Origin of the sequence: Nocardia sp. NPDC059195 (assembly GCF_042754695.1) — a bacterium.
Classification (GTDB): domain Bacteria; phylum Actinomycetota; class Actinomycetes; order Mycobacteriales; family Mycobacteriaceae; genus Nocardia.
The window spans coordinates 209,191-229,453 of the sequence record NZ_JBHZBG010000004.1 but is presented as its reverse complement, the minus strand read 5'-3'; the positions used below and the strand labels follow the sequence as shown (position 1 = coordinate 229,453).

The 20,263-nt window shown below is 68.1% G+C and carries 17 protein-coding genes; 6 read left to right on the top strand and 11 right to left on the bottom strand.

All coding sequences use genetic code 11. From position 1 onward, the window contains the following. Positions 1-4: 4 nt before the first annotated feature. A complete protein-coding gene (locus ACFXKN_RS08150; protein WP_378952826.1) occupies positions 5-1,591 on the top strand; it encodes an FAD-dependent oxidoreductase in 1,587 nt (528 codons plus the stop codon). A gap of 57 nt (positions 1,592-1,648) precedes the next feature. Here the strand turns inward: ACFXKN_RS08150 and ACFXKN_RS08145 are convergent, their stop codons facing one another. Then, on the bottom strand, positions 1,649-2,410 hold the full coding sequence (locus tag ACFXKN_RS08145; protein WP_378952823.1) for a glucose 1-dehydrogenase: 762 nt from the start codon (positions 2,408-2,410) through the stop codon (positions 1,649-1,651). 525 nt (positions 2,411-2,935) lie between these two features. Here ACFXKN_RS08145 and ACFXKN_RS08140 point away from each other — a divergent pair. Both ACFXKN_RS08140 and ACFXKN_RS08135 read left to right on the top strand, forming a co-directional pair. Beyond that, positions 2,936-5,248 (top strand): Hsp70 family protein, encoded by a 2,313-nt coding sequence (locus ACFXKN_RS08140; RefSeq protein ID WP_379432775.1) that lies wholly within the window; start codon positions 2,936-2,938, stop codon positions 5,246-5,248. A gap of 213 nt (positions 5,249-5,461) precedes the next feature. Further along, positions 5,462-6,259, top strand: coding sequence for an HAD family hydrolase (locus ACFXKN_RS08135; protein WP_378952817.1), 798 nt, complete (start codon positions 5,462-5,464; stop codon positions 6,257-6,259). 4 nt (positions 6,260-6,263) lie between these two features. Here ACFXKN_RS08135 and ACFXKN_RS08130 read toward each other — a convergent pair whose 3' ends face one another. Continuing rightward, positions 6,264-6,662, bottom strand: coding sequence for a VOC family protein (locus tag ACFXKN_RS08130; RefSeq protein WP_378927611.1), 399 nt, complete (start codon positions 6,660-6,662; stop codon positions 6,264-6,266). A 94-nt stretch (positions 6,663-6,756) separates the two neighbouring features. On the opposite strand from ACFXKN_RS08130, the gene ACFXKN_RS08125 reads away from it, so the two are divergent. Then, complete coding sequence (locus ACFXKN_RS08125) at positions 6,757-7,692, top strand: helix-turn-helix transcriptional regulator (RefSeq protein ID WP_379432774.1); 936 nt, start codon at positions 6,757-6,759, stop codon at positions 7,690-7,692. Between the two features lie 87 nt (positions 7,693-7,779). Here ACFXKN_RS08125 and ACFXKN_RS08120 read toward each other — a convergent pair whose 3' ends face one another. Together ACFXKN_RS08120 and ACFXKN_RS08115 are read right to left on the bottom strand one after the other, a co-directional pair. Next, entirely contained in the window at positions 7,780-8,472 is a 693-nt protein-coding gene (locus tag ACFXKN_RS08120) for an SGNH/GDSL hydrolase family protein (protein WP_379432773.1), read from the bottom strand. Positions 8,473-8,486: 14 nt separating this feature from the next. Beyond that, positions 8,487-9,905: an MFS transporter gene (locus tag ACFXKN_RS08115; protein ID WP_379432772.1), complete on the bottom strand. Its 1,419-nt coding sequence runs from the start codon at positions 9,903-9,905 to the stop codon at positions 8,487-8,489. A 102-nt stretch (positions 9,906-10,007) separates the two neighbouring features. Here ACFXKN_RS08115 and ACFXKN_RS08110 point away from each other — a divergent pair, with 102 nt between their 5' ends. Continuing rightward, a complete protein-coding gene (locus tag ACFXKN_RS08110) occupies positions 10,008-10,631 on the top strand; it encodes a TetR/AcrR family transcriptional regulator (protein WP_379432771.1) in 624 nt (207 codons plus the stop codon). 303 nt (positions 10,632-10,934) lie between these two features. Here the strand turns inward: ACFXKN_RS08110 and ACFXKN_RS08105 are convergent, their stop codons facing one another. Together ACFXKN_RS08105 and ACFXKN_RS08100 are read right to left on the bottom strand one after the other, a co-directional pair. Further along, positions 10,935-11,894: a hypothetical protein gene (locus ACFXKN_RS08105; protein WP_379432770.1), complete on the bottom strand. Its 960-nt coding sequence runs from the start codon at positions 11,892-11,894 to the stop codon at positions 10,935-10,937. 117 nt (positions 11,895-12,011) lie between these two features. Further along, complete coding sequence (locus ACFXKN_RS08100; protein ID WP_379432769.1) at positions 12,012-12,662, bottom strand: hypothetical protein; 651 nt, start codon at positions 12,660-12,662, stop codon at positions 12,012-12,014. 111 nt (positions 12,663-12,773) lie between these two features. On the opposite strand from ACFXKN_RS08100, the gene ACFXKN_RS08095 reads away from it, so the two are divergent. Next, a complete protein-coding gene (locus ACFXKN_RS08095) occupies positions 12,774-14,591 on the top strand; it encodes an FGGY-family carbohydrate kinase (RefSeq protein ID WP_379432768.1) in 1,818 nt (605 codons plus the stop codon). Here the strand turns inward: ACFXKN_RS08095 and ACFXKN_RS08090 are convergent. The 5 genes from ACFXKN_RS08090 to ACFXKN_RS08070 all read right to left on the bottom strand — a co-directional run bounded on the left by ACFXKN_RS08090 (position 14,549) and on the right by ACFXKN_RS08070 (position 20,225). Then, positions 14,549-15,334, bottom strand: a complete 786-nt coding sequence (locus ACFXKN_RS08090; protein WP_378952790.1) for a sirohydrochlorin chelatase — start codon at positions 15,332-15,334, stop codon at positions 14,549-14,551. The genes ACFXKN_RS08095 and ACFXKN_RS08090 overlap by 43 nt on opposite strands. Then, positions 15,334-16,629, bottom strand: coding sequence for a sulfate adenylyltransferase subunit 1 (locus ACFXKN_RS08085; RefSeq protein WP_378952787.1), 1,296 nt, complete (start codon positions 16,627-16,629; stop codon positions 15,334-15,336). Before ACFXKN_RS08085 ends, ACFXKN_RS08090 begins: the two co-directional genes overlap by 1 nt. 115 nt (positions 16,630-16,744) lie before the next feature. Further along, positions 16,745-17,722 (bottom strand): sulfate adenylyltransferase subunit CysD, encoded by a 978-nt coding sequence (gene cysD / locus ACFXKN_RS08080; protein ID WP_228537684.1) that lies wholly within the window; start codon positions 17,720-17,722, stop codon positions 16,745-16,747. Beyond that, entirely contained in the window at positions 17,701-18,420 is a 720-nt protein-coding gene (locus tag ACFXKN_RS08075) for a phosphoadenylyl-sulfate reductase (RefSeq protein WP_378952782.1), read from the bottom strand. The genes cysD and ACFXKN_RS08075 overlap by 22 nt, the downstream gene beginning before the upstream one ends. Positions 18,421-18,440: 20 nt before the next feature. Continuing rightward, a complete protein-coding gene (locus ACFXKN_RS08070; RefSeq protein WP_379432767.1) occupies positions 18,441-20,225 on the bottom strand; it encodes a nitrite/sulfite reductase in 1,785 nt (594 codons plus the stop codon). Positions 20,226-20,263 lie beyond the last annotated feature (38 nt).

The following is a 20,263-nucleotide window of genomic DNA, read 5'->3' as shown; positions in this document are numbered from 1 at the left end:
CAATATGCCATATGTTGTCACCCAGTCATGCTGTAGTGACGCCTCGTGCGTCTACGCATGCCCGGTCAACTGCATTCATCCCACCCCGGATGAGCCGGATTTCCGCACCGCGGAGATGCTCTACGTCGATCCGGCGGCCTGCGTGGACTGTGGTGCCTGTGCCACCGCGTGCCCCGTTGATGCCATCACCTCGTCGAAGAAGCTGACCGACGAGCAGAAGCCCTTCATCGAGATCAACGCCGACTTCTACCGCGTGCAGCGGGACCGGCCGACGTTGGCCGCACCGGTGATGCCGCCCGCGATCGACACGCGGCGCTCCCCGCTGCGGGTCGCCATCGTCGGCTCTGGCCCCTCGGCGATGTACGCCGCCGACGAACTGCTCACCCAGCCCGGCGTCGCGGTCACGATGTTCGACCGCCTGCCGCAGGCCTACGGTCTGGCCCGCCTCGGCGTCGCACCCGATCACAAGCACACCAGGAAGGTCGCCGACCTGTTCGACATCATGTCGAAGCAGGACGACTTCGGTACCTACCTAGACGTCGAGATCGGCAAGCACATCAGCCATGCCGAGCTGCTCGAGCACTTCCACGGCGTGATCTACGCCGTCGGCGCGTCCTCGGATCGCAAGCTCGGCATCCCGGGCGAGGGTCTGGCGGGCAATGTGTCGGCCACCGACTTCGTCGCCTGGTACAACGGCCATCCCGACCACGCCGACGACCGGTTCGATCTGAACCAGAAGCGGGTCGTCATCGTCGGCAACGGCAACGTCGCCCTCGACGTCGCCCGCATCCTGACCGTCGATCCGGCCCTGCTCGCCGACACCGATATCGCGCCGTACGCGCTGAAGGCATTGCGCGAGAGCAAGATCGAGGAGGTCGTGATCCTGGGCCGTCGTGGTCCGGCCGAGTCGGCATTCACGGTGCCCGAGTTCGTCGGCCTGCTGGCCGCCGATATCGACATCGCGATCGAGGGTGAGCTGCCCGCGGTCACGCCCGATCTGCCCTACAAGGTCGAGCAGAAGCTGCGCCTGCTGCACAGCGTCGCGAATCGCCCGTTCGGTGCGCGCAAGCGCATCGTGTTCCGTTACCTGTCCTCGCCGGTGGAGATCGTCGGCACCGACACGGTCACCGGGGTGCGGGTGGAGCGCAACGAGCTCGGCACCGACGCCGAAGGTCGCGTCGCCGCCACGCCGACCGGCGATACCGCGCTGCTCGAGGCGGGCGTCGTGCTCACCTCGGTCGGCTACCGAGGAGTGCCGACCGCGGATCTGCCGTTCGACGACGCGCGTGCGGTGATCCCGAACGACGCGGGCCGGGTGCTCACCGCGCCCGGTGGCGAGATCTTCCCCGGCGCGTATGTGACCGGCTGGATCAAGCGCGGCCCGACCGGTTTCATCGGGACCAACAAGTCGTGTGCGCAGGAGACCGTGCAGCAGCTCGCCGATGATTTCAACGGTGGCAAACTGCGCGAGCCCGCGCATAACGCGCAGGAGTTCGACCGTCTCGTGCGCGCCCGTCGCCCGCAGGCGGTCGCCGGTGGTGCCGCAGTGCCGAGGGAGCGCTCGATGAGGCGGCTGTTCGCTCGCGGCTGAGAACTGAAAACCGAAGGCCCGCAACGTCACTGGGAGACGATGCGGGCCTTTTGTTTCCTACTGTGCGGTGAACCCGCCGTCCGTGGCGACGGCCGCACCGGTGACGAAGGACGCCTCGCGGCTGAGCAGGAACGCGCACAGCGCGGCGATCTCCTCGGGCTGTGCGATTCGTCCCAGCGGGTGCAGTGCCACGATGGCTGCTTCGCCCTCCGGCGTCGCGCCCATCGACGCGCGGAACGCCGGGGTGTCGACCGCGCCGGAGATCAGCGCGTTGACCCGCACTCCCGCCGGGGCGGTCTCGAGCGCCACCGACTTGGTCAGTCCGACGACGGCGTGCTTGGCGGCCACATACGGCGCCACCTGTGCCATTCCGACCACGCCGAGGTTGGAGGCGTTGTTCAGGATCGCACCGCCGCCCGCGGCGATGATGGCTGGAACCTGGTGGCGCAGACCGTAGAAGACGCCGTCGAGGTTCAGGTCCATGTCGGCGCGCCATGACACGTCGTCGATCTCGGCGATCGGCCCGAAGGCGTTCACCGCGCCCGCGTTGTTGAAGGCCGCGTCGAGGCGGCCGTATTCGGTGAGCGCGGCCTGGACGAGTCGTTCGGCGTCGGCGTCGATGGTGACATCGGTCGCGACGAACAGCGCGCGTCCGCCCGCCGCCCTGATCTGGTCGGCGACCTGCTCCCCCTGGTCCTTGCCGCGGGAGCCGAGAACCACGGCGGCACCTTCGGACGCGACCCGCAGTGCGACCGCCTTGCCGATGCCGGAGCCGGCGCCGGTGATGAGTACGACCTGGTCGGCGAATCGAGTGGACATGCGTAGTGCCTTCTTTCCCTTGGTGTTTCGAAGATCCGGTCGGTGTCTCTCCGCTCTCTCAGTCAACCGGCGGGCGCCGGGCCGTGCTGGCGGGAATCGGTCGCTGCGTTGACGTGTCACTGAGTAGTGGGCCTACTCCGAAATCAGGGAATGTAATTCGCCGTCAGTGAACGCGCATCGGTAGTAAATGAATTGGTTACCGGTCGGTAAGTGCGCTTAATGGCCGGGATAACAAACTCGAAGAATGTATTTAATGGGGGCTCTGTCCGATTACTCGCAGGTAGCTGCCTCTCGGAGTCTGTGAATCGCCGGTGGGGCGTTCAGGGGGGTGGATATTCCATCTTCAACCTTCTCACCTGCGTGAATTGTGTTGCCATGGCTCATGGTTGCGGATTCCGTATCAATCCGGCAGCAATTCGCGGACGTGCCAGTTAATCTGGGCGAGCTGTTTGGAAGACGACCGCGGCCACATGGTGCGCTCGCGTGCTGGACGTGGTCACGGTGCGTTGACGGGATAGCAAAAACATGACCAGAGGTCTGGGCTTGAGTATCGGTGCGGTCAATGCGATTTCGGCGGTAGTCGCCGATGATCCAGCCAAACCGGCGGTGCGCACACGACGCACCGCACTGACATTCGACGAAGCGGGCAGGCCCCGCATCGGCGCGATCAACGAATTCGCTTCGGCGATCACGGATTTCGCGGACCTTACCCGCGAACCGGAGCCGATGGTGATGGGTGGGCGGTTCTACTCGGCGACCAATCTGATCGCCGCCGTGGTCACCGGTCTGATCGAGCTCGCCGAACCACCTGCCGGAATCGTCTTGACCTATCCGGCGGTCTACACCGACAAGCAGGTCTCGTTACTCGGCCAGGCGCTGCATCTCGCGGGCGCCGGTGAGGTCCTGCTGGTGCCCGAACCGGTCGCCGCCGCGGAATGGCTCGAGGTCGATCGCGGCCCACTGGAGCCGGGCTTCGTACTCGTCTACGACCTGGGTGCCACCAGCCTCGACCTGACCGTGCTGCGCGTCGGTCCCGACTGGCCGCATCACCCGATGGTCGGAACCCCAACGCGGTCCGCCGATTTCGGTGGCAAGCCGCTCGGTGAGATGGTGGCCCGTTACGCGGGTGCACCGGGTCTGGGTCGGGCGACCCAGACCCTCACCTCCATGGTGAACATCGACGCGCTGCGCGCCGAACACATCCGCGACACTTTCCCGCTGGTCAGCAAGAGTGTGGCCGCGGCGGGCCTGCGGCTGGCCGACCTGTCACGCATCCTCGTCGTCGGTGGTGCCTCGCGCCCACCCGAAGTCGCCCGCACCCTCGCCGAACTCGGCGTTCCGCTCGTCACCGTGGCCGACCCCGGCCAGGTGATCGCCTCGGGCGCGGCAGGTTTGGCGGCTCGCAGCTTCGCGCCCGAGCAGCAGACCGATGGCCCGGTGCCGCACGTGGCGGTGTTCTCCAGCGCGGCAGTCGTTTCCGCGCTCGCCATGTCGGCGATGACGGTGTTCGGCAGCCCCTTTGATCCCGGCCTGATGCCGGTCCTCGACCGGTTCCCCGCTCTGGGCGCCCCTGTCGACGCGCTGCTCTACGACATGAGCGCCGACCTCCTCGCCGCTCGAACCGCCGGGCTGGTCAGCGATGTCGACCCGGTCACCGGCCGCATCCGGGTGGCGGGCGTGGCCGCGGCCCGCAGCGCCTACGAGAACTTCATCGCCCCGGCGACCGCGCCCGGCGGCAAGTCGCGTCCCGGCGTGTCCGCGGGCAGCGGCGCCGACCGCGGCGGCCCCGGCCACCAGGACGTCCGCAACGACTGTAAGTCGCCGATCCTCGCCCGCACCACCTACGGCGACCCGGCCCGCTTCATCAACCCCTTACCCTTCGGCCCGCAGGCCGCCCAACCCCAGAACGCACCGACGAACCCCGGGGCGCCCGAACTTCCCCATGGCGGCCCGATCTCGGCCCCCGGCACCCCGGAAGTGCCGGGCACTCCGACCGCACCCGGCGCAACAGTTCCCGGCACTCTGCCGGCGGCCGGTACCGCGCCGGCGCCCGGCACGGCGCCGACGGACGGCACATCCACACCGTCCGGAGGTACCTCCACTCCGACCGGTGGTACCTCCACTCCGACCGGCGGGACATCAGCTCCGAGTACGGGTGGTGTCTCCGTAGAAACCGGGGGATCGGCACCGACCGGTGGAACTGGCACTGGCACCACACCTTCCGATCCCAGTGGATCGGGCGGCGGCACCTCGGGCGGAACACCGACGGGCGGTACCACTAACGGCGGTGCCACGGGAGGTTCGACCGGCGGTGGAACCACCGGCGGTACAGATACTTCCGGCGGCGCTGCGGGCGGTGGCACTTCAGGTGGCGGTGCATCGACAGGCGGCAGCGGAGGCGGTGCGTCCGGCGGTGGTGGCTCGGGCGGTGGTGCATCGGGCGGTGGAGGCTCGGGCGGCGGTGCGTCCGGCGGTGGATCTGACAGCGGTGCCTCTGGTGGGGGCGCATCAGGTGGTGCTTCGGGTGGCGGTGCTTCGGGCGGTGGATCCGACGGTGGTGGCTCGGGCGGTGGCGCGTCCGGTGGTGGTGCTTCGGGCGGTGGCGCGTCCGGTGGTGGTGCTTCGGGCGGCGGTGCGTCCGGTGGTGGTGCTTCGGGTGGTGGTGCGTCCGGTGGCGGATCGGACAGTGGTGCGTCCTCCGGCGGCACATCTTCCGGTGGCGCATCGTCTGGCGGTACATCGTCTGGTGGCGGCTCCAAGGGTGGCGCGTCTTCGGGAGGCTCCGCTGGTGGCGGTGGTGGCGGCGGTGGTGGCGGCGGCGGCGGTTCTCGCCGCTGACCGACCAGCCATGTCGGAGCTCGCGACGGTAAGTGCCGCACCGGATGTCGGGTCGTCCCGCCTAGCGCAGGTGGAACGGGGCGGTTCTCGCCGCTGACCGATCAGCCACGTCGGGCCAGCGACGGCAATCGCCACATCGGATGCCGGGTTGTCCCGTCTGGTGCCGGTGGTGAAACGGGGGTGGGTGTCGGTGGGGGCGGGCACAATAGGGCGGTGGCTGTACTTGGGGGAGCGCCGAAACTGATCGCGCTCGATGTGGATGGGACCCTGCTGGCGACAGGGTTCGCGATCAGCGCGCGGGTGGGGGCGGCGGTACGAGCGGCGGTGTCGGCGGGGGCGCATGTGGTGGTCACCACCGGGCGAACCCTGCTCACCACGCGCCCGGTGCTGAGCGAGCTCGGCCTCGCCGAGGGACATGCGTTGTGTTCCAACGGCGCCGTGCACATCGATGTGGCGCGTGGCGAGCCGGTCGCGGTCCAATCATTCGATCCCGGGCCCGCGGTGCACGCTCTGCGCGCGCTGTTCCCGGAGATGATCTTCGCCGCGGAACGGGTAGGCGTCGGCACCTGGGCGACCGGGCATGGGCCGGGGGAGTTCTCGATCGGCGATTTCCAGCTCGTCGACCACCTCGAACTGAGCAGTGTGCCGACGCCGCGCCTCAACGGCTGGTGGCCCGACGGCAGCCCCGACGAAATGCTGCGCCTGCTGCAAACCTTCGACGTTCCCGATGCGTCCTGGGTGCACGGTGAGTACGGCCCATGGCTTACCGTCTCGCGCCGAGGCGTGTCCAAAGGCTGGGCGCTGGAACAACTTCGGCATCTTCTCGGCGTCGAAGCCGAAGCGACCCTGGCTATCGGTGACGGCTTCAACGACCGCGAGATGTTGCGCTGGGCAGCACATTCGGTGGCCATGGCCGGCTCGCCCGATGCGGTACTCGCCCTGGCCGACGAAGTGACCGGCGACGTCAGCGAGGACGGTGTCGCCACCGTCCTCGAACGCTGGTTCGCCTGAATCCCTAGGACGTCATCGCCACATAGTGCGGGTTGGCCATGATCCCCAGCACATTGCCGAACGGATCGAGAACCGCGGCGGTCGCGAAGCCCGCGCCTTCGCCGCGCTCGGTGATCGGCTCGTACTCGGTGGCGCCCAGCTCGAGCAACCGGGCGAAGGTGGCCGCGAGATCGTCGACCTGCCAGAAGACCACTCCGCCCCCGCCCGGCGCGTTGCGCGCACCCGCCGGGGCGTAGGCGCGATTGATGATTCCCAGCTCGGCCTGCAACGGCCCGAGCCGGAACTCGTAGTATCCGCCGGGAACTTCGTAATACGGTGCGATGCCGAGGAATTCGCTGTACCAGTCCTTGGCGGCGGTGAGGTCGTCGGCGTAGTAGGTGGTGGTGGCCATTCCGCGCAGCATGTCTGCTCCATTCGGTTGTCGCTTCGGTGTGAATACGACTTTGCCAGCCAAAGTGCTCACCGAATGAGCACTTTGTTCGGCAGAATTGCCGAGTATGCGAGCCGACCGATTGGTAGCCACCCTCTTATTGATGCAGGCGCGGGGGCGGGTGACAGCCGCCCAGGTCGCCGCCGAGCTCGAAGTCTCGGTGGCGACGGCCCGGCGTGACCTGGAGGCCTTGTCGGCCGCGGGCATCCCGGTCTACCCGCAATCGGGTCGCGGGGGTGGTTGGTCGCTGATCGGCGGCGCCCGCACAGACCTGTCCGGACTCACGGCGGGGGAGACCAGGGCGCTGTTCCTGCTCGCGGGCCCGGCAGCACAGGCCGCCCCCGAACTGAAGTCGGCTCTGCGCAAACTGGTTCGCGCCCTCCCACACACCTTCCGTGCCGATGCCGCCGCGGCCGACGCCGTTGTCGTCGATCCGGCCCGGTGGGGGCGCCCTGATCCGCAAGCGCCCGCGGTACTCGACACGGTGCGGCGGGCGGTGGTCGATCGCCGTCGCGTCCGGATCGACTATCTGCGCAAGGGCGAACGCACCGTCCGCACGATCGATCCATGGGGCCTGGTCGAGAAGGAAACAGTCTGGTACCTCATCGCGGGCACCGACCGTGGGCAGCGGACCTTCCGGCTCGACCGCATCGCCGAGGTTGTCACCCTCGATGAAACAGCCGACCGGCCAGCCGATTTCGATCTTCAGGCGCAGTGGTCGCAGATTGTCGAGCGGATGGAGGGCCGTCGCGCCCGCGTCGCCGCGACGGTCCTCGTCTCCCCAGGTCTCGCCCCGATCCTGGCCGACCAACAGGGCCGCAACTGCACCCTGCTCGGCCCGAGTCCGGACTGCCGGGTGCGAGCTCAGATCACCGCCGACACCGCCAAGATGCTCGCCAGGCAACTGGCAGGCTGGGCCGGGGACGTCGAGGTCGTCGGCCCCGCCGAGGTCAGATCCGAACTGGTGGCACTCGGCACTCGATTGGTGCTCGACAACAAGTAGGTGCCGCGCCGGCGGACCAGCCGTTGCAGGCTCAGCGGCGGGTTGGGGGCTCTACCGGGCGACCCTTCGACCGCCCCGCAGCCACTACTACCTGTCGATGAGCGGGGCCAGCGACCTCACCACCTCACTGGCCACCACCGCGTGCCCACTCGTGGTGAAGTGGATGAGATCCGCGCTCATCAACTCGGGGCGCGACCGCAGCGGATGGTTCCAGAGCTCGGTGAGTACCGCTTCGAAGTCGGTGGCGAGCGACCGCAGCACTTCGTTGAGCGTGATCATCCGCGGCCGCATGCCTCGCATCGGCGCCATCCGCTCGACTTCCCACACGTCGGCCATGGTGAAAATCGACAGCTGTGCCCCGGTGGCGGCCAGCGCGGTGAGGATCGTCGACAGATTCTCGTGCAGCTGATCGACATCACCGCCCGCCGTGAACAGATCGTTGCCGCCGCAGCTGACATGCACGAGATCCGGCGCGAAATCCAGGATGTCGGACAGCTGCCGGTCGATGACCTGACCGCTGGTGGCCCCGATCCGGCCCGTATTCCGGTAGGTCAGTGTGGGATTCACCGCGGCGAGGTCCGCCGCGACCCGATCGGCCCAGCCGGTCGGGGCGTAACCGGGACTCCGATCGCCGGTCCCTGCGGCGATGGAATCGCCGAGCACCGCGAAGCGCTGCCACGGTGCCCCCGCGAGCAGCGCGGCCGTCTGCTCCGGCGCCAGCACCAGCGGGTCGTCGGCTTCGACGGTGAACTTCACGGATAGTGGTGTGCTGGAAGACATATCGTTCTCCTGGTTCAGTTGATCGAACGGGCCGGTGAAGGCAAGGCGAGTACCACGGCGACGGCGACGTTGATCCCCGCGCCCACGGCGAACAGAAGGTGGAAACCCCTGAGCGGGTCGTCGGCCGTCGCCGAGAAGATCGCCGCCAGAACGGCGATGCCGAGCGCCCCGCCCACCTGACGAGCGGTGAGGTTCATTCCGATGCCCGCCGCGAACTGTTGCGGTGGAACAGAATTCGCGGCTGCCGTGCCGAGCACCGTGACGACGATGCCGATCCCGCCGCCGCCGAGCACACCGGCGGGAATCCACGCCGTCCACAGCGCGGGTTCGGGACCGAAGGCGTCGGTGCTCATCCAGGCCAGCGCGGCCGTCGACATCAGACCACCGAGCACTCCCACCCACCGCTGGCCGCGCGCTGTCGTAATCCGCCCGGTGGCAACGGCGGTCACCATCGATGCCACCGCACCGACGGTCAGTGCCGCCGCCGACTCGAGTACGGAGTAGCCCCAGATCGCGTTCAGGAACAGCGGCCCGGCCAGCAACCACGCGAACATCGAGGCGCCGAACAGGAACGACCCCGCGTTCGCGAGCGCGAATTGCCGCTCACGCCACAGCGATACGGCGACAGCCGGGTTGACATGCCGACGTGAGCGAGCCAGTGCGAACACCGTCAGCGCGATACCACCGAGCAATGCGACGAGGGTGCCGGGCGCGGTCCAACCCCATGACTGACCTTCGGTGACGGCGGCGACGATCGCACCGAGTCCGATCGCGATGGCGACCGTGCCGAGCGGATCGGGCAGCGCCGTCTCGCTCGCGGCCTTGTCGCCGCCGGGCAGCCTCAGCCCCGGCACGATCAACAGCAACGCGATCGGCACATTGATCAGGAAGACCGCACGCCAGCCGAACACCTCGACCAGCGCACCGCCCAGCGCCGGACCGACCACCGCCGCGAACCCGCCTGCCGCCGACCAAGCGCCGATGGCGGCGCCGATCTTTGCCCGAGGCGTGGCCTCCAGGACCAGTCCGAGTGCCGCGGGCACCATGAATGCCGCGGTGATGCCCTGCAGGACACGTCCCGCGATGAGCCAGTCCGCGCCGGGTGCGAGCCCGCACAGCAAGGAGGTGACGGCGAATCCGGCCAGTGCCAGGGCGAACAGCCGCCGACGGCCCAGTGCGTCGGCGATGCGCCCCGCCGGCGTGAGTAGTGCGGCGAAGGCGATCGCGTAGCCGCTGACGATCCAGGTCAGCGTGCCGGTGGAGGTGCCGGGATAACTCAGGGCGATCGTCGGGAACGCGATGTTGACGACCGAGAGGTCGAGGAAGGCGATGAATCCCGCGCCCGAGGCGACCGCGAGGGTGCGGCCTGCGGCGCTGTAGTCGGGAGTCGCTGTGCTGAGCGGATCTTCGGGCCGAGCTGACACGTCGGTCATGCGGAATCCTTCGAGGGGAGAAATAAGAACGTACGATCGTTCGTAAATGAAAGTACGACCGATCGTTCGCCTTTGCAACCCCGCGGTGGAACAATGATTCATATGACCCAGCTGACGGAACCGAGCGACCAGCGGTTGGCCAAGGGTGCCCGTGCCCGCGCCACCATCGCCCGTCGCGCCGCCGAACTAGCCTCCGTCGAAGGCCTCGACGGCCTCAGTATCGGCAGGCTCGCCACCGACCTCGGCATCAGCAAAAGCGGCATCGCCACCCTCTTCGGCACCAAGGAGGTCCTGCAACTCGCCGCCGTCCAAGCCGGTCGTGACATCTTCATCGAACGAGTCATCACACCCGGCCTGCGCGCTCCACGCGGCGGAACCCGGGTTCGCGCGATGGTCGAGAGCTGGTTCGCCCACATCGAGAATCCCCCTTTCCCCGGCGGCTGCTTCCGGGTGGCTACCCTCACCGAATTCAGCAGCAAGCCAGGCCCCGTGCGCGACGCCGTCGTCGCCGACCACGACGACTGGCTGTCGTTCCTCGCCGACGAAGTCCGCAAGGCCCAAGCCATGGGCGAACTCACCGACGCCGACGCTGATCTCCTGGTCTTCGAACTGGACGCGATCCTGAGCGCCGCCAATATCGCCCGCCAGACCGGCGATTCGGCCCGCGTCGAGGCGGCCCGCACAATCGCGACCCGCTTGTTGTCGGACGCCCCGAGCGGGACCTAGTCGGGCGGTCTGTTGGCGCGTGTATGTCAGGTCTGGCACGGCGAGAACCCGCCGCTTCGGCGAAGGTAACTACGGCCAGTGATCTTCGGGTGCATGGGCAACTCGCCGGAAACGGGCTTACGCACCCTGTGCCATGCCGCCGACCGTCAACATCTCCGGCCGCCGACGCTCCCGGTGTGGCGCTGAGTACGCAGAGAGGCGGGCAGTGGTTGCCCGATGCAAGAACGGCGCCGCTACCGATGTGGTAGCGGCGCCGAGGTGTCGGATGTGTTCAGGACGTCGGGTTCGAGGTTATGCCTCGGATCAGTGGTGATTGCCGTGATCGGGCGCCTGCTGGGGAGTTGTGGTGAGGGTGAAGGCGGAGGTACGGACGATGTCGTTGTGTTTGAAATCGAGGAATAGGCGGTAGGTGCCTGGGCCGGGAACTGCTGTGTGGAAGGTGATTTCGGGGCCCGAGGGGGTGATGCCGTCGCCGGGTTCGCCGTTGGGGTGGACGTGGACGTACGCGAGGTCTCCGGCGCGCAGGATGACGAGGTGGCCGAAAGCTGCCAGGTAGGGCTGCAGATCGGTCACCGGCTCGCCGTTCTTGCGCACGGTGAGCGTCAGGAGATCGCCCTCGGCACGCAACTCGCCGTCCACGGTCACCTCATAGCCGTCGACCTCGGTGGCGCGGGCTACCGACGGAACTGGTTGCGGTGCATAGTGTCCCGCGATTGCCAGGTCGGCGCCGAGCGTGATCGTTCGGCCGAGTGCGCGCGGGGCGATGTCGGTGAACACGCGGTAGGCGCCCGCTTCCGGGAGGTCGAGGCGGATCGCCCAGGTGCCGTTGGCCTCGCGTACCGGATGGACGTGCCAGAACCCGGTCAGCTCCCGCCGCGCGACGATCAGATGCAGCTCGCGATCGTGAATCGGATCGAACTCGGTGACCGCGGTTCCGTCCGGCCCGAGGATCCGGAACCGGAAGTCGATACCGCCAGGCTCGGCGATCGTGGTCTCCAGATCGAGCGTGTACCCGTCCTGGGTGACGAGGAGGCCGCCCGGAGCTCCCGCGGCGTGGCCGGCGTGGGCGTCGCCGTGGTTCGCGTGCTCACCGGTGGAGGCGGCCTGCTCGGGGGCGGTGTGCTTGCCGTGATGCTGATGCGCCGCATGGTCGTTGGTATCGATTCCGTGTGCGGCGTGGTTGTCCTGGTGTCCGGCGGGCTGGGTCGCGGTGTCAGCGTGACCGGCGTGAGTGTGGTGTCCGGCGTGGGCGTTGGTGGTCATTGTTTCGCCTCTCTGAGTTCGCTGTGCGTTGCTACGAACATATACCCCAGGGGGGTATGTAGGGAAGAGGGGTAGTCATGTGATGTGGATCACGGACGATTGAATGGTCGTGGTCGGTCAGCGCTGGGCGTTCCAGAAGCCGATGGCCATCGCTCCCCACCAGCAGGCTTGGGAGATCGCGCCCGAGGTGGCGCCCCACATCAGCAATCGGGGTGGCAGTGGTGCTGCCGAGTGGTCCGCCAAGCGCCTGCTCAAGACCGTGGTCTGTAATCCGTTGACGGTGAGCAGCGCGGTCAACACCATCTTGGTCTGTGTCAATGGGGAATCGAGGTTCGGCTCGAGTACGCAGCCGCTGGCCACCAGCGCCGCGAGGCCGAGCCAGATCGGCACGTGCATCCGGGAGACTCCGGCCATCGCCTCGGCGAGGGAGCTGCGCCCGAGCAGCCACAGAGCGGCCAGGTAGTCGGCGATCAGGACGCCGCCGAAGCCGAGCGTCAGCCCGGCGAGATGAACGAACAGTCCCGCGGTGTGCAGTGCCGGGTCCGGGTTCACGTGGGTGGCGATCCACAGTGCCGCGCCGAGGAGTCCCGTCGATGCCAGTGCCGCGGCGGTGACGAGCCACCAGGAGTCGAGCAGGCCGATCGGCCCGGACGGTTCCGGGGCGGGCCAACGACCGCCGCGCGGTATCGGGGCCGGGGCATGTGGCGTGCCCAAGACCGTCGGTGTCATCACGATATTCGGTCGTATGACCAGCAAACCCTCTGGCATGGATGCCTCCGCCTGGTGTCCCAACAAAATGTTAGGAGAGGCTAAACTAGATCTTCGGTTCAGGTAAAAACGTTCTCCGGTGGCACGTCGGCCGCGAGAGATTGGTGAGGGATGACAGTCGGCTGGGGAGTATCCATCGGTGCGCGGAACACCGTCTGCGCCGCCGTCGGTGGTGGCACCGATCCCGTGATCACCAGCGGTCGGACCACGGCGGCGACCGACTCCGGTGCGAACCACCGGATTCTCGGCTTCGGTGATCTGACCCTCGCCGCCGAGCTGTCCTTCGCGCCGGCCGCCGCTGCCGCTGATCTTGTCGCCGGGGTTCTCGGTGCGGCGATGGCCGCCGCGGGCGCTGTCGCCGAGCACACTGTGCTCGCGCACCCGGCGGTCTACACCGAGCAGCACATCACCGCGCTGCGCCAGTCGCTCGTGCGGGCGCAATTGGGCGAGGTCGAGCTGGTGGCGGAGCCGATCGCGGTCGCGATGGCTCTCGACCCGATCGAACAGTCGGCGGAACCGAACGAGAAATCCGGCGATGCCACGGATTCGATGCTGGTATACGACCTCGGCGCGACCTCCCTCGACGTCACCGCGGTCGTGCGCGACCGGCAGGGGCATCGGATTGCCGGTCGGCCGATTCGGTCCTATGCCTTCGGTGGCCGGTCCACCGCAGCGGCCGTAGCCGCCATGGAGCACGATCTGGCCCCCACGGACGAACCGGTCGCCTGCTCGCCGGATCCCGTCCGGACGGCGGCGGTTCGCGCGCAACTCGTGCGGGATTCGCTACCGCTGGTGCACGAATGCCTGCGCACCGCAGGGCTGTCCGCTGAACATCTCGGTGCGCTTCTCCTTGTCGGTGGCGCGGCCTCGCCGCTCGAGGTGGCGCACACACTGGCCGATGCGCTGGGCTGCCCGGTCGTTCGCGGTCACGTAACCGCCGAGTCGGTCGCCCGTGGTGCCGCACTGCTCGGGGCCGGGCGGTCGGCCACCGACACCGTGCTGGTGCCGGTCCGGCGTCCGATGTCGCGTACTGCGCTCGCCGGTGCCGCGCTCGCTGTGCCGCTGCTCATTCCGGCCGTACTCGGCTTGTTACGTGCCGACGACGGCAGGCCCGGAGTCGTGGCGGCGGCGCCCGGTCGGATTCTGCCTGCACTGCCTGTCGACGCGCGGGCAGGGGAACCCGCGCCGTTTCCGGGCGCGGTCGCGGCCCCACCGGAGCAGTTTTCGGTCGTTCCGGTGATGTGGTGGAACCGCCGCGCGGCAGTTGTTGTGCCGGAGTTGCTGCGAACGCAGGCGGCTTCCCCTGGTTCGGCGAACCAGCCTGCCATGGGTCCGTCCACGACGTCTCCCGCGCTCGAAGCCGGCGGGCCCGTCCAGGAAGGCTCATCGAGCGTGCCCATGCCCAACCCGCAGTGGATGTCGAATCCGGCTTCGCCCGGTGACCGCGAGCAGCAGGCGCCCACACCGTCGACATCGCCGCCGTCGACATCGCCGCCGTCGACACCGCCTCCGCCGTCGCCGTCGACACCGCCTCCGTCGACACCGTCGACACCGTCGACACCGTCGACACCGTCGACACCGTCGACACCGTCGACACCGTCGACACCGTCGACACCGTCGTCGCCGACACCGCCGTCGCCGTCGATCGAGATCCCGGCGCCAGCGCTACGCGATTCCCCCCGATCGCCACCTCCCGACCAGTCGGGATCGATCCCCGGCCCGGTGTCATCGACCACGGAAACAGTCACGCCCGCAATGGAATCGACTACCCGAACCGTCGCGTCGAGCACGGAGTCGTCCGCAGACGTCGTCGCGGATGCCGGGTCGACGGTCGATGCGGCCGCCGAGACGACCTCCGAGGCGAACTCGGCCGGAGCGCCGGTGGCTCAGGCGGACAGTTCCCATTCGGCGCCGAGCGCGGTGTCGTAGCGATCCCATACGACCTCGGCGAGTGCCGGGTGGGAGCCGAGTGCCGGGGAATGGACGAGTTCCGGTGCGGTGGTACGCAATCGGTCGGTCAGTAGACCCGGCGCCAGGAACCACGGCGCGACGACGATGTGCTCCGCGCCGTGGGCGCGCAGTCGTACGGTCGCGGCCGACACGGTGGGTTCGCTTGTCGCGAAGCAGATTTCGGTGCGCAACCCGGTGCGCCGGGCGACCTCGACGGCGACCTCGGCGGTGCGCTCGTTGGCGCCGGCGCGCGAGGAGCCAACCGCGGCGACGGCGATACCGATGCGGCCACCGGGGTAGTCCGTGGTCGCTTCGGTGATCCGCTCACACAGGGCGGCGATCAGTCGTGGATCGGGGCCGAGCACATCGGCCTGAACCAGGTCGAGCAGCGGATGCCTGCGCCGGGCGGCATCGAGCAGGCCGGGCAGATCGACGCGGGCGTGGAACGCGCTGCCCAGCAGCAGCGGCACCACGATGGCATGCGAACAGCCTTGCGCCGCAACAGCATCGACCACCTGGTCGACGGACGGCGCGTTCAGATCGAGGAAGGCCAGCCGCACGAGACGATCCGGTCGTGCGGCGGCGACCCGATCGCGCACGGCCGCCGCGTTCGCCGCGGAACGCGGGTCACGGCTGCCGTGGGCGACCAGGATCAGCGCGGGCTCGCCACCGCCGCGCGGCGCCGAAGCGGCACCACGCGGCGGGGCGGGCAGGCGATACATCAGACCGCGGTACCGACCTCGACCGAAGTCAGCACATCGCCGACCAGGCCGGCCGCGAGAGTGTTGCCACCGGCGGGGTCGATCAGCAGGAACGATCCGGTGTGCCGGTTGGTGCGGTAGTCGTCGGCCGGGATCGGCTCGGCCAGCCGCAGCGAGACCCGACCGATGTCGTTGAGCTCCAACGACTCCGGGCTCGGCTGTGCGGTCAGCGTCTGCTCGTCGAACCGCTCGACGAGCGCCCCGACGATGGCCTGGGTGGTCTTGGCGCCGTGCTTGAGCAGCAGTCGGGCGCCGGGACGCAGACCCTTGTCGCCGAGCCAGCACACCGTCGCGTCGAAGGTGTCGATCGACTCCGGCGCGTCGTGCACGGACGCGATGATGTCGCCGCGCGAGATGTCGACCTCGTCGGCCAGGATCAGCGTCACGCTGCGCCCGGCCTGCGCGACGGCCAGTTCGCCGTCGGGGGTGTCGATCCGCTCGACGGTGGTCTTCTTACCCGAGGGCAGCACCACGATCTCGTCACCGGGCGAGACCGAACCGGCCGCGATCTGACCCGCGTAGCCCCGGTAATCGGGGTACTCGGCGGTGCGCGGACGGATCACGTACTGCACCGGGAAACGCAGACCCAGTGCGTGCGTGCCGGTCGAATCCGCGTCCACCGGAACGGATTCCAGATGCTCGATCAGCGAGGGGCCGTTGTAGTACGGGGTGTTCTCGGAGCGGCTGGCGATATTGTCGCCGTGCAGCGCCGAGACCGGGATCTCGATGACGTCTTCGGTGGCCCAGCCCAGCTTCGAGGTGAGGTCGTTGAACTCGGCGGAGATCTCGGCGAACACCTCAGCCGGGTTGTCGACGAGGTCGATCTTGTTCACCGCGAGCACCAGACGCGGCACGCCGAGCAGCGCCAGCACGGCCGCATGGCGACGGGTCTGCTCGATGACGCCCTTGCGCGCGTCGGTCAGCAGGATCACCAGCTGCGCGGTGGACGCACCAGACACGGTGTTGCGCGTGTACTGCACGTGCCCCGGTGTATCGGCGAGCACGAAAGACCGCTTGGGCGTTGCGAAGTAGCGGTACGCCACGTCGATGGTGATGCCCTGCTCACGCTCGGCGCGCAGGCCGTCGACGAGCAGCGACAAGTCCGGCGTGGACAGCCCACGGTCGACCGAGGCGCGGGTCACGGCGTCGATCTGATCGGCCAGCACGGACTTCGTGTCGTACAGCAGCCGTCCGACCAGGGTGGACTTACCGTCGTCGACAGAACCGGCGGTGGCCAGCCTCAATAGGTCGGACATCAGAAATAACCCTCTCGCTTGCGGTCTTCCATGGCGGCTTCGGACACACGGTCGTCGCTCGCCCCGAGTCGGGCACTGTGCGCCGCGTTCGGTCTGGTGAGTAGCTCGGAACGCATCAGAAATAGCCTTCGCGCTTGCGGTCTTCCATGGCGGCTTCGGACACACGGTCGTCGCCGCGAGTGGCACCACGTTCGGTCAGTCGTGACGCCGCGACCTCGGCCAGGATGGCTTGGTTGTCGGCGGCGTCGGAGATGATGGCGCCGGTGGTGGAACCGTCGCCGACGGTGCGGTAACGCACCGAACGGGTTTCCAGGACCTCGTTCTCGTTCGGGCCGCCCCACACGCCGGGCGTCATCCACATGCCGTCGCGGGAGTACACCGGACGCTCGTGCGCGTAGTAGATCGACGCCAGGTCGATGTCCTCGCGGGCGATGTAGCGCCAGATATCGAGCTCGGTCCAGTTGCTCAGCGGGAACACACGCACGTGCTCACCCGCAGCGTGCTTGCCGTTGTAGAGGTTCCACAGCTCGGGACGCTGCCGCTTCGGATCCCACTGGCCGAAGGCGTTGCGCAGCGAGAAGATCCGCTCCTTGGCACGCGAGCGCTCCTCGTCGCGACGGCCGCCACCGAAGACCGCGTCGAAGCGGTGCTCGGTGATGGCGTCGAGCAGCGGGACGGTCTGCAACGGGTTGCGGATGCCGTCGGGGCGCTCGGTCAGGCGACCGTCGGCCAGGTACTCCTCGACCGAGGCGACGTGCAGGCGAAGGCCGTAGCGCTCGACCACCTTGTCCCGGAACTCGAGTACCTCGTCGAGGTTGTGCCCGGTGTCCACGTGCAGCAGCGTGAACGGCAGCGGCGCGGGCCAGAAGGCCTTGAGCGCCAGGTGCAGCAGGACGGTGGAGTCCTTGCCGCCGGAGAACAGGATCACGGGGCGCTCGAATTCGCCGGCGACCTCACGGAAGATGTGGATCGCCTCGGATTCCAGCGCCGCGAGGGTGTCGAACTCGGTCAGGCCGAGTTCGCGTTCGGTGGTGTTGGTACTCACAGGCTCACTCCCAGTGGTGGTGATGGTCATGATTGGTGCAATCCGCATTCGGTCTTGGCGATACCGGCCCAGCGGCCGCTGCGCGGATCGGACCCCGGCTCGGGCTTGCGCGTGCACGGTGCGCAGCCGATGGACGGGTAACCCTCCTCCACCAGGGGATTGACGAGGATGCCGTTGGCCTCGATGTAGGCCTGCATCTCGTCGTCGGACCACGGTGCGATCGGGTTGATCTTCACCAGGCCGAAGGCTTCGTCGAACGAGATCAGCGGTGCGTTGGCGCGGGTGGGCGCCTCGACGCGGCGGATGCCGGTGATCCACGCGTTGTAGCCGCTCAGCGAGCGCTTCAGCGGGACGACCTTGCGCAGGCGGCAGCATTCGGCGGCGTCACGGGCGAACAGATCCTTGCCGAGCAGTGCGTCCTGCTCGGCGACACTGGCCTCGGGTCCCACGTTGATCACGTTCACGCCGTACACGGCCTCGACCGCGTCACGGGTGCCGATGGTCTCGGCGAAGTGGTAGCCGGTGTCGAGGAACAGCACGTCCACGCCGGGGCGGGTCTGGGCCGCGAGGTGGACCAGCACGCCGTCCTGCATGTTCGAGGCGACGATGTAGCCGTTCCCGAAATTGCGATCGGTCCAGGCGATCAGGTCGGCCGGTGAGGCATCGGGGCCGAGTTCGGCCGCGCCCTGCTCGGCGAGCGCGCGCAGTTCGTCTTCGGACAGCTTGGCCGCGAGATTCGTTGTCACAGTGGGGATCTCCTCATCGACTATCGGAGGTCGGCCTCGTCGGCGCGTACAGCCCACACCGCGAAGCGTTCACCGGATTCCCGGTTCTTGACGAAGTTGCGGACGACGCGATCGATGTAGTCACCGAGTTCGACGCTGGTCACCTTGTGCTGACGCAACTTCCGGCCGAACGCGCTGTCCAGGCCGAGGCTGCCACCGAGATGAACCTGGAAACCCTCCACCTGATTCCCGGTGCCGTCGTCAACGAGCTGGCCCTTGAAGCCGATATCGGCGATCTGGGACCGGCCGCACGAGTTCGGGCAGCCGTTGATGTTGATGGTGATCGGCACATCGAGTTCGGCATTGATGTCGGCGAGGCGCTGCTCGAGTTCCGGCGCGAGCACCTGTGAACGCTTGCGGGTCTCGACGAAGGAGAGCTTGCAGAACTCGATACCGCTGCACGCCAGCAGGTTTCGACGCCAGACCGACGGGCGGGCCTGTAGCCCGAGCGGTTCGAGTTCGTCGATCAGCGCGTCGACCTGGTCGTCGGCGATGTCGAGGACGATCAGCTTCTGGTACGGAGTGAAGCGGATGCGGTCGGAGCCGTACTTCTCGGCGGCATCGGCGACCTTGTTCAGGATGGTGCCCGAGACGCGCCCGGCGATGGGGGAGAAGCCGACGGAGTTCAGGCCGTTGCGCAGCTTCTGCACACCGACGTGGTCGATCGGCTTGGCGGGCTGCTCGGGGGCGGGGCCGTCGATGAGCTTGCGCTTCAAGTACTCGTCCTCGAGCACCTGACGGAACTTCTCGATGCCCCAGTCCTTGATCAGGAATTTCAGGCGAGCCTTGGTGCGCAGGCGGCGGTAGCCGTAGTCGCGGTAGAGCGAGACGACCGCTTCCCACACATCCGGCACCTCGTCGAGGGGCACGAAGGCACCGACGCGCTGAGCGAGCATCGGGTTGGTGGACAGACCGCCACCGACCCACAGATCGAGGCCGGGACCGTGCTCGGGGTGGTTCACGCCGACGAAGGCGATGTCGTTGATCTCGTGCACCACGTCCTGCTGGCCCGAGATCGCGGTCTTGAACTTGCGGGGAAGGTTGGAGTACTCCTTCTTCCCGATGTAGCGCTTGACGATCTCGTCGATCGCCCAGGTGGGATCGATGATCTCGTCGAGTGACTCACCCGCGAGTGGCGAACCGAGGACCACGCGCGGGCAGTCGCCGCACGCCTCGGTGGTGTGCAGACCGACCGACTCGAGCCTGCGCCAGATCTCCGGGACGTTCTCGACCTCGATCCAGTGGTACTGGACGTTCTCGCGGTCGGACAGGTCGGCGGTGTCGCGGCCGAACTCGGTGGAGATCTGCCCGACGGTGCGCAGCTGGGCGGCGCTGAGCGCGCCGCCATCGCAACGCACCCGCATCATGAAGTACTTGGCTTCGAGCAGGTCGATGTTGTCGTCGTCGGTAAAGGTGCCGTCGTAGCCCTCTTCGCGCTGGGTGTAGAGACCCCACCAGCGGAAACGGCCACGCAGGTCGGCCTTGTCGATCGAGTCGAAGCCGCCCTTGGCGTAGATGTTCTCGATCCGCGCGCGAACGTTGAGCGGGTTGTCGTCCTTCTTGGACTGTTCGTTCGGGTTCAGCGGCTCGCGGTAGCCGAGGGCCCACTGGCCTTCGGAGCGGCGGCGGACCGGCTTGCCGGTGCGGGCGCGCGGCGCGACCGGGGCATCGGTGCTCGGGCGGGCCGGGCGCTGGGCAGCTGAACGCTCAGTGCGGGCCTGCGCCGTCGACTGTTCGGTCGAACCGGCGTCGGTGCTCGACGTCATGATGGGGTCGCTCCTGCGGGGTGGTTGGACATCCGTGC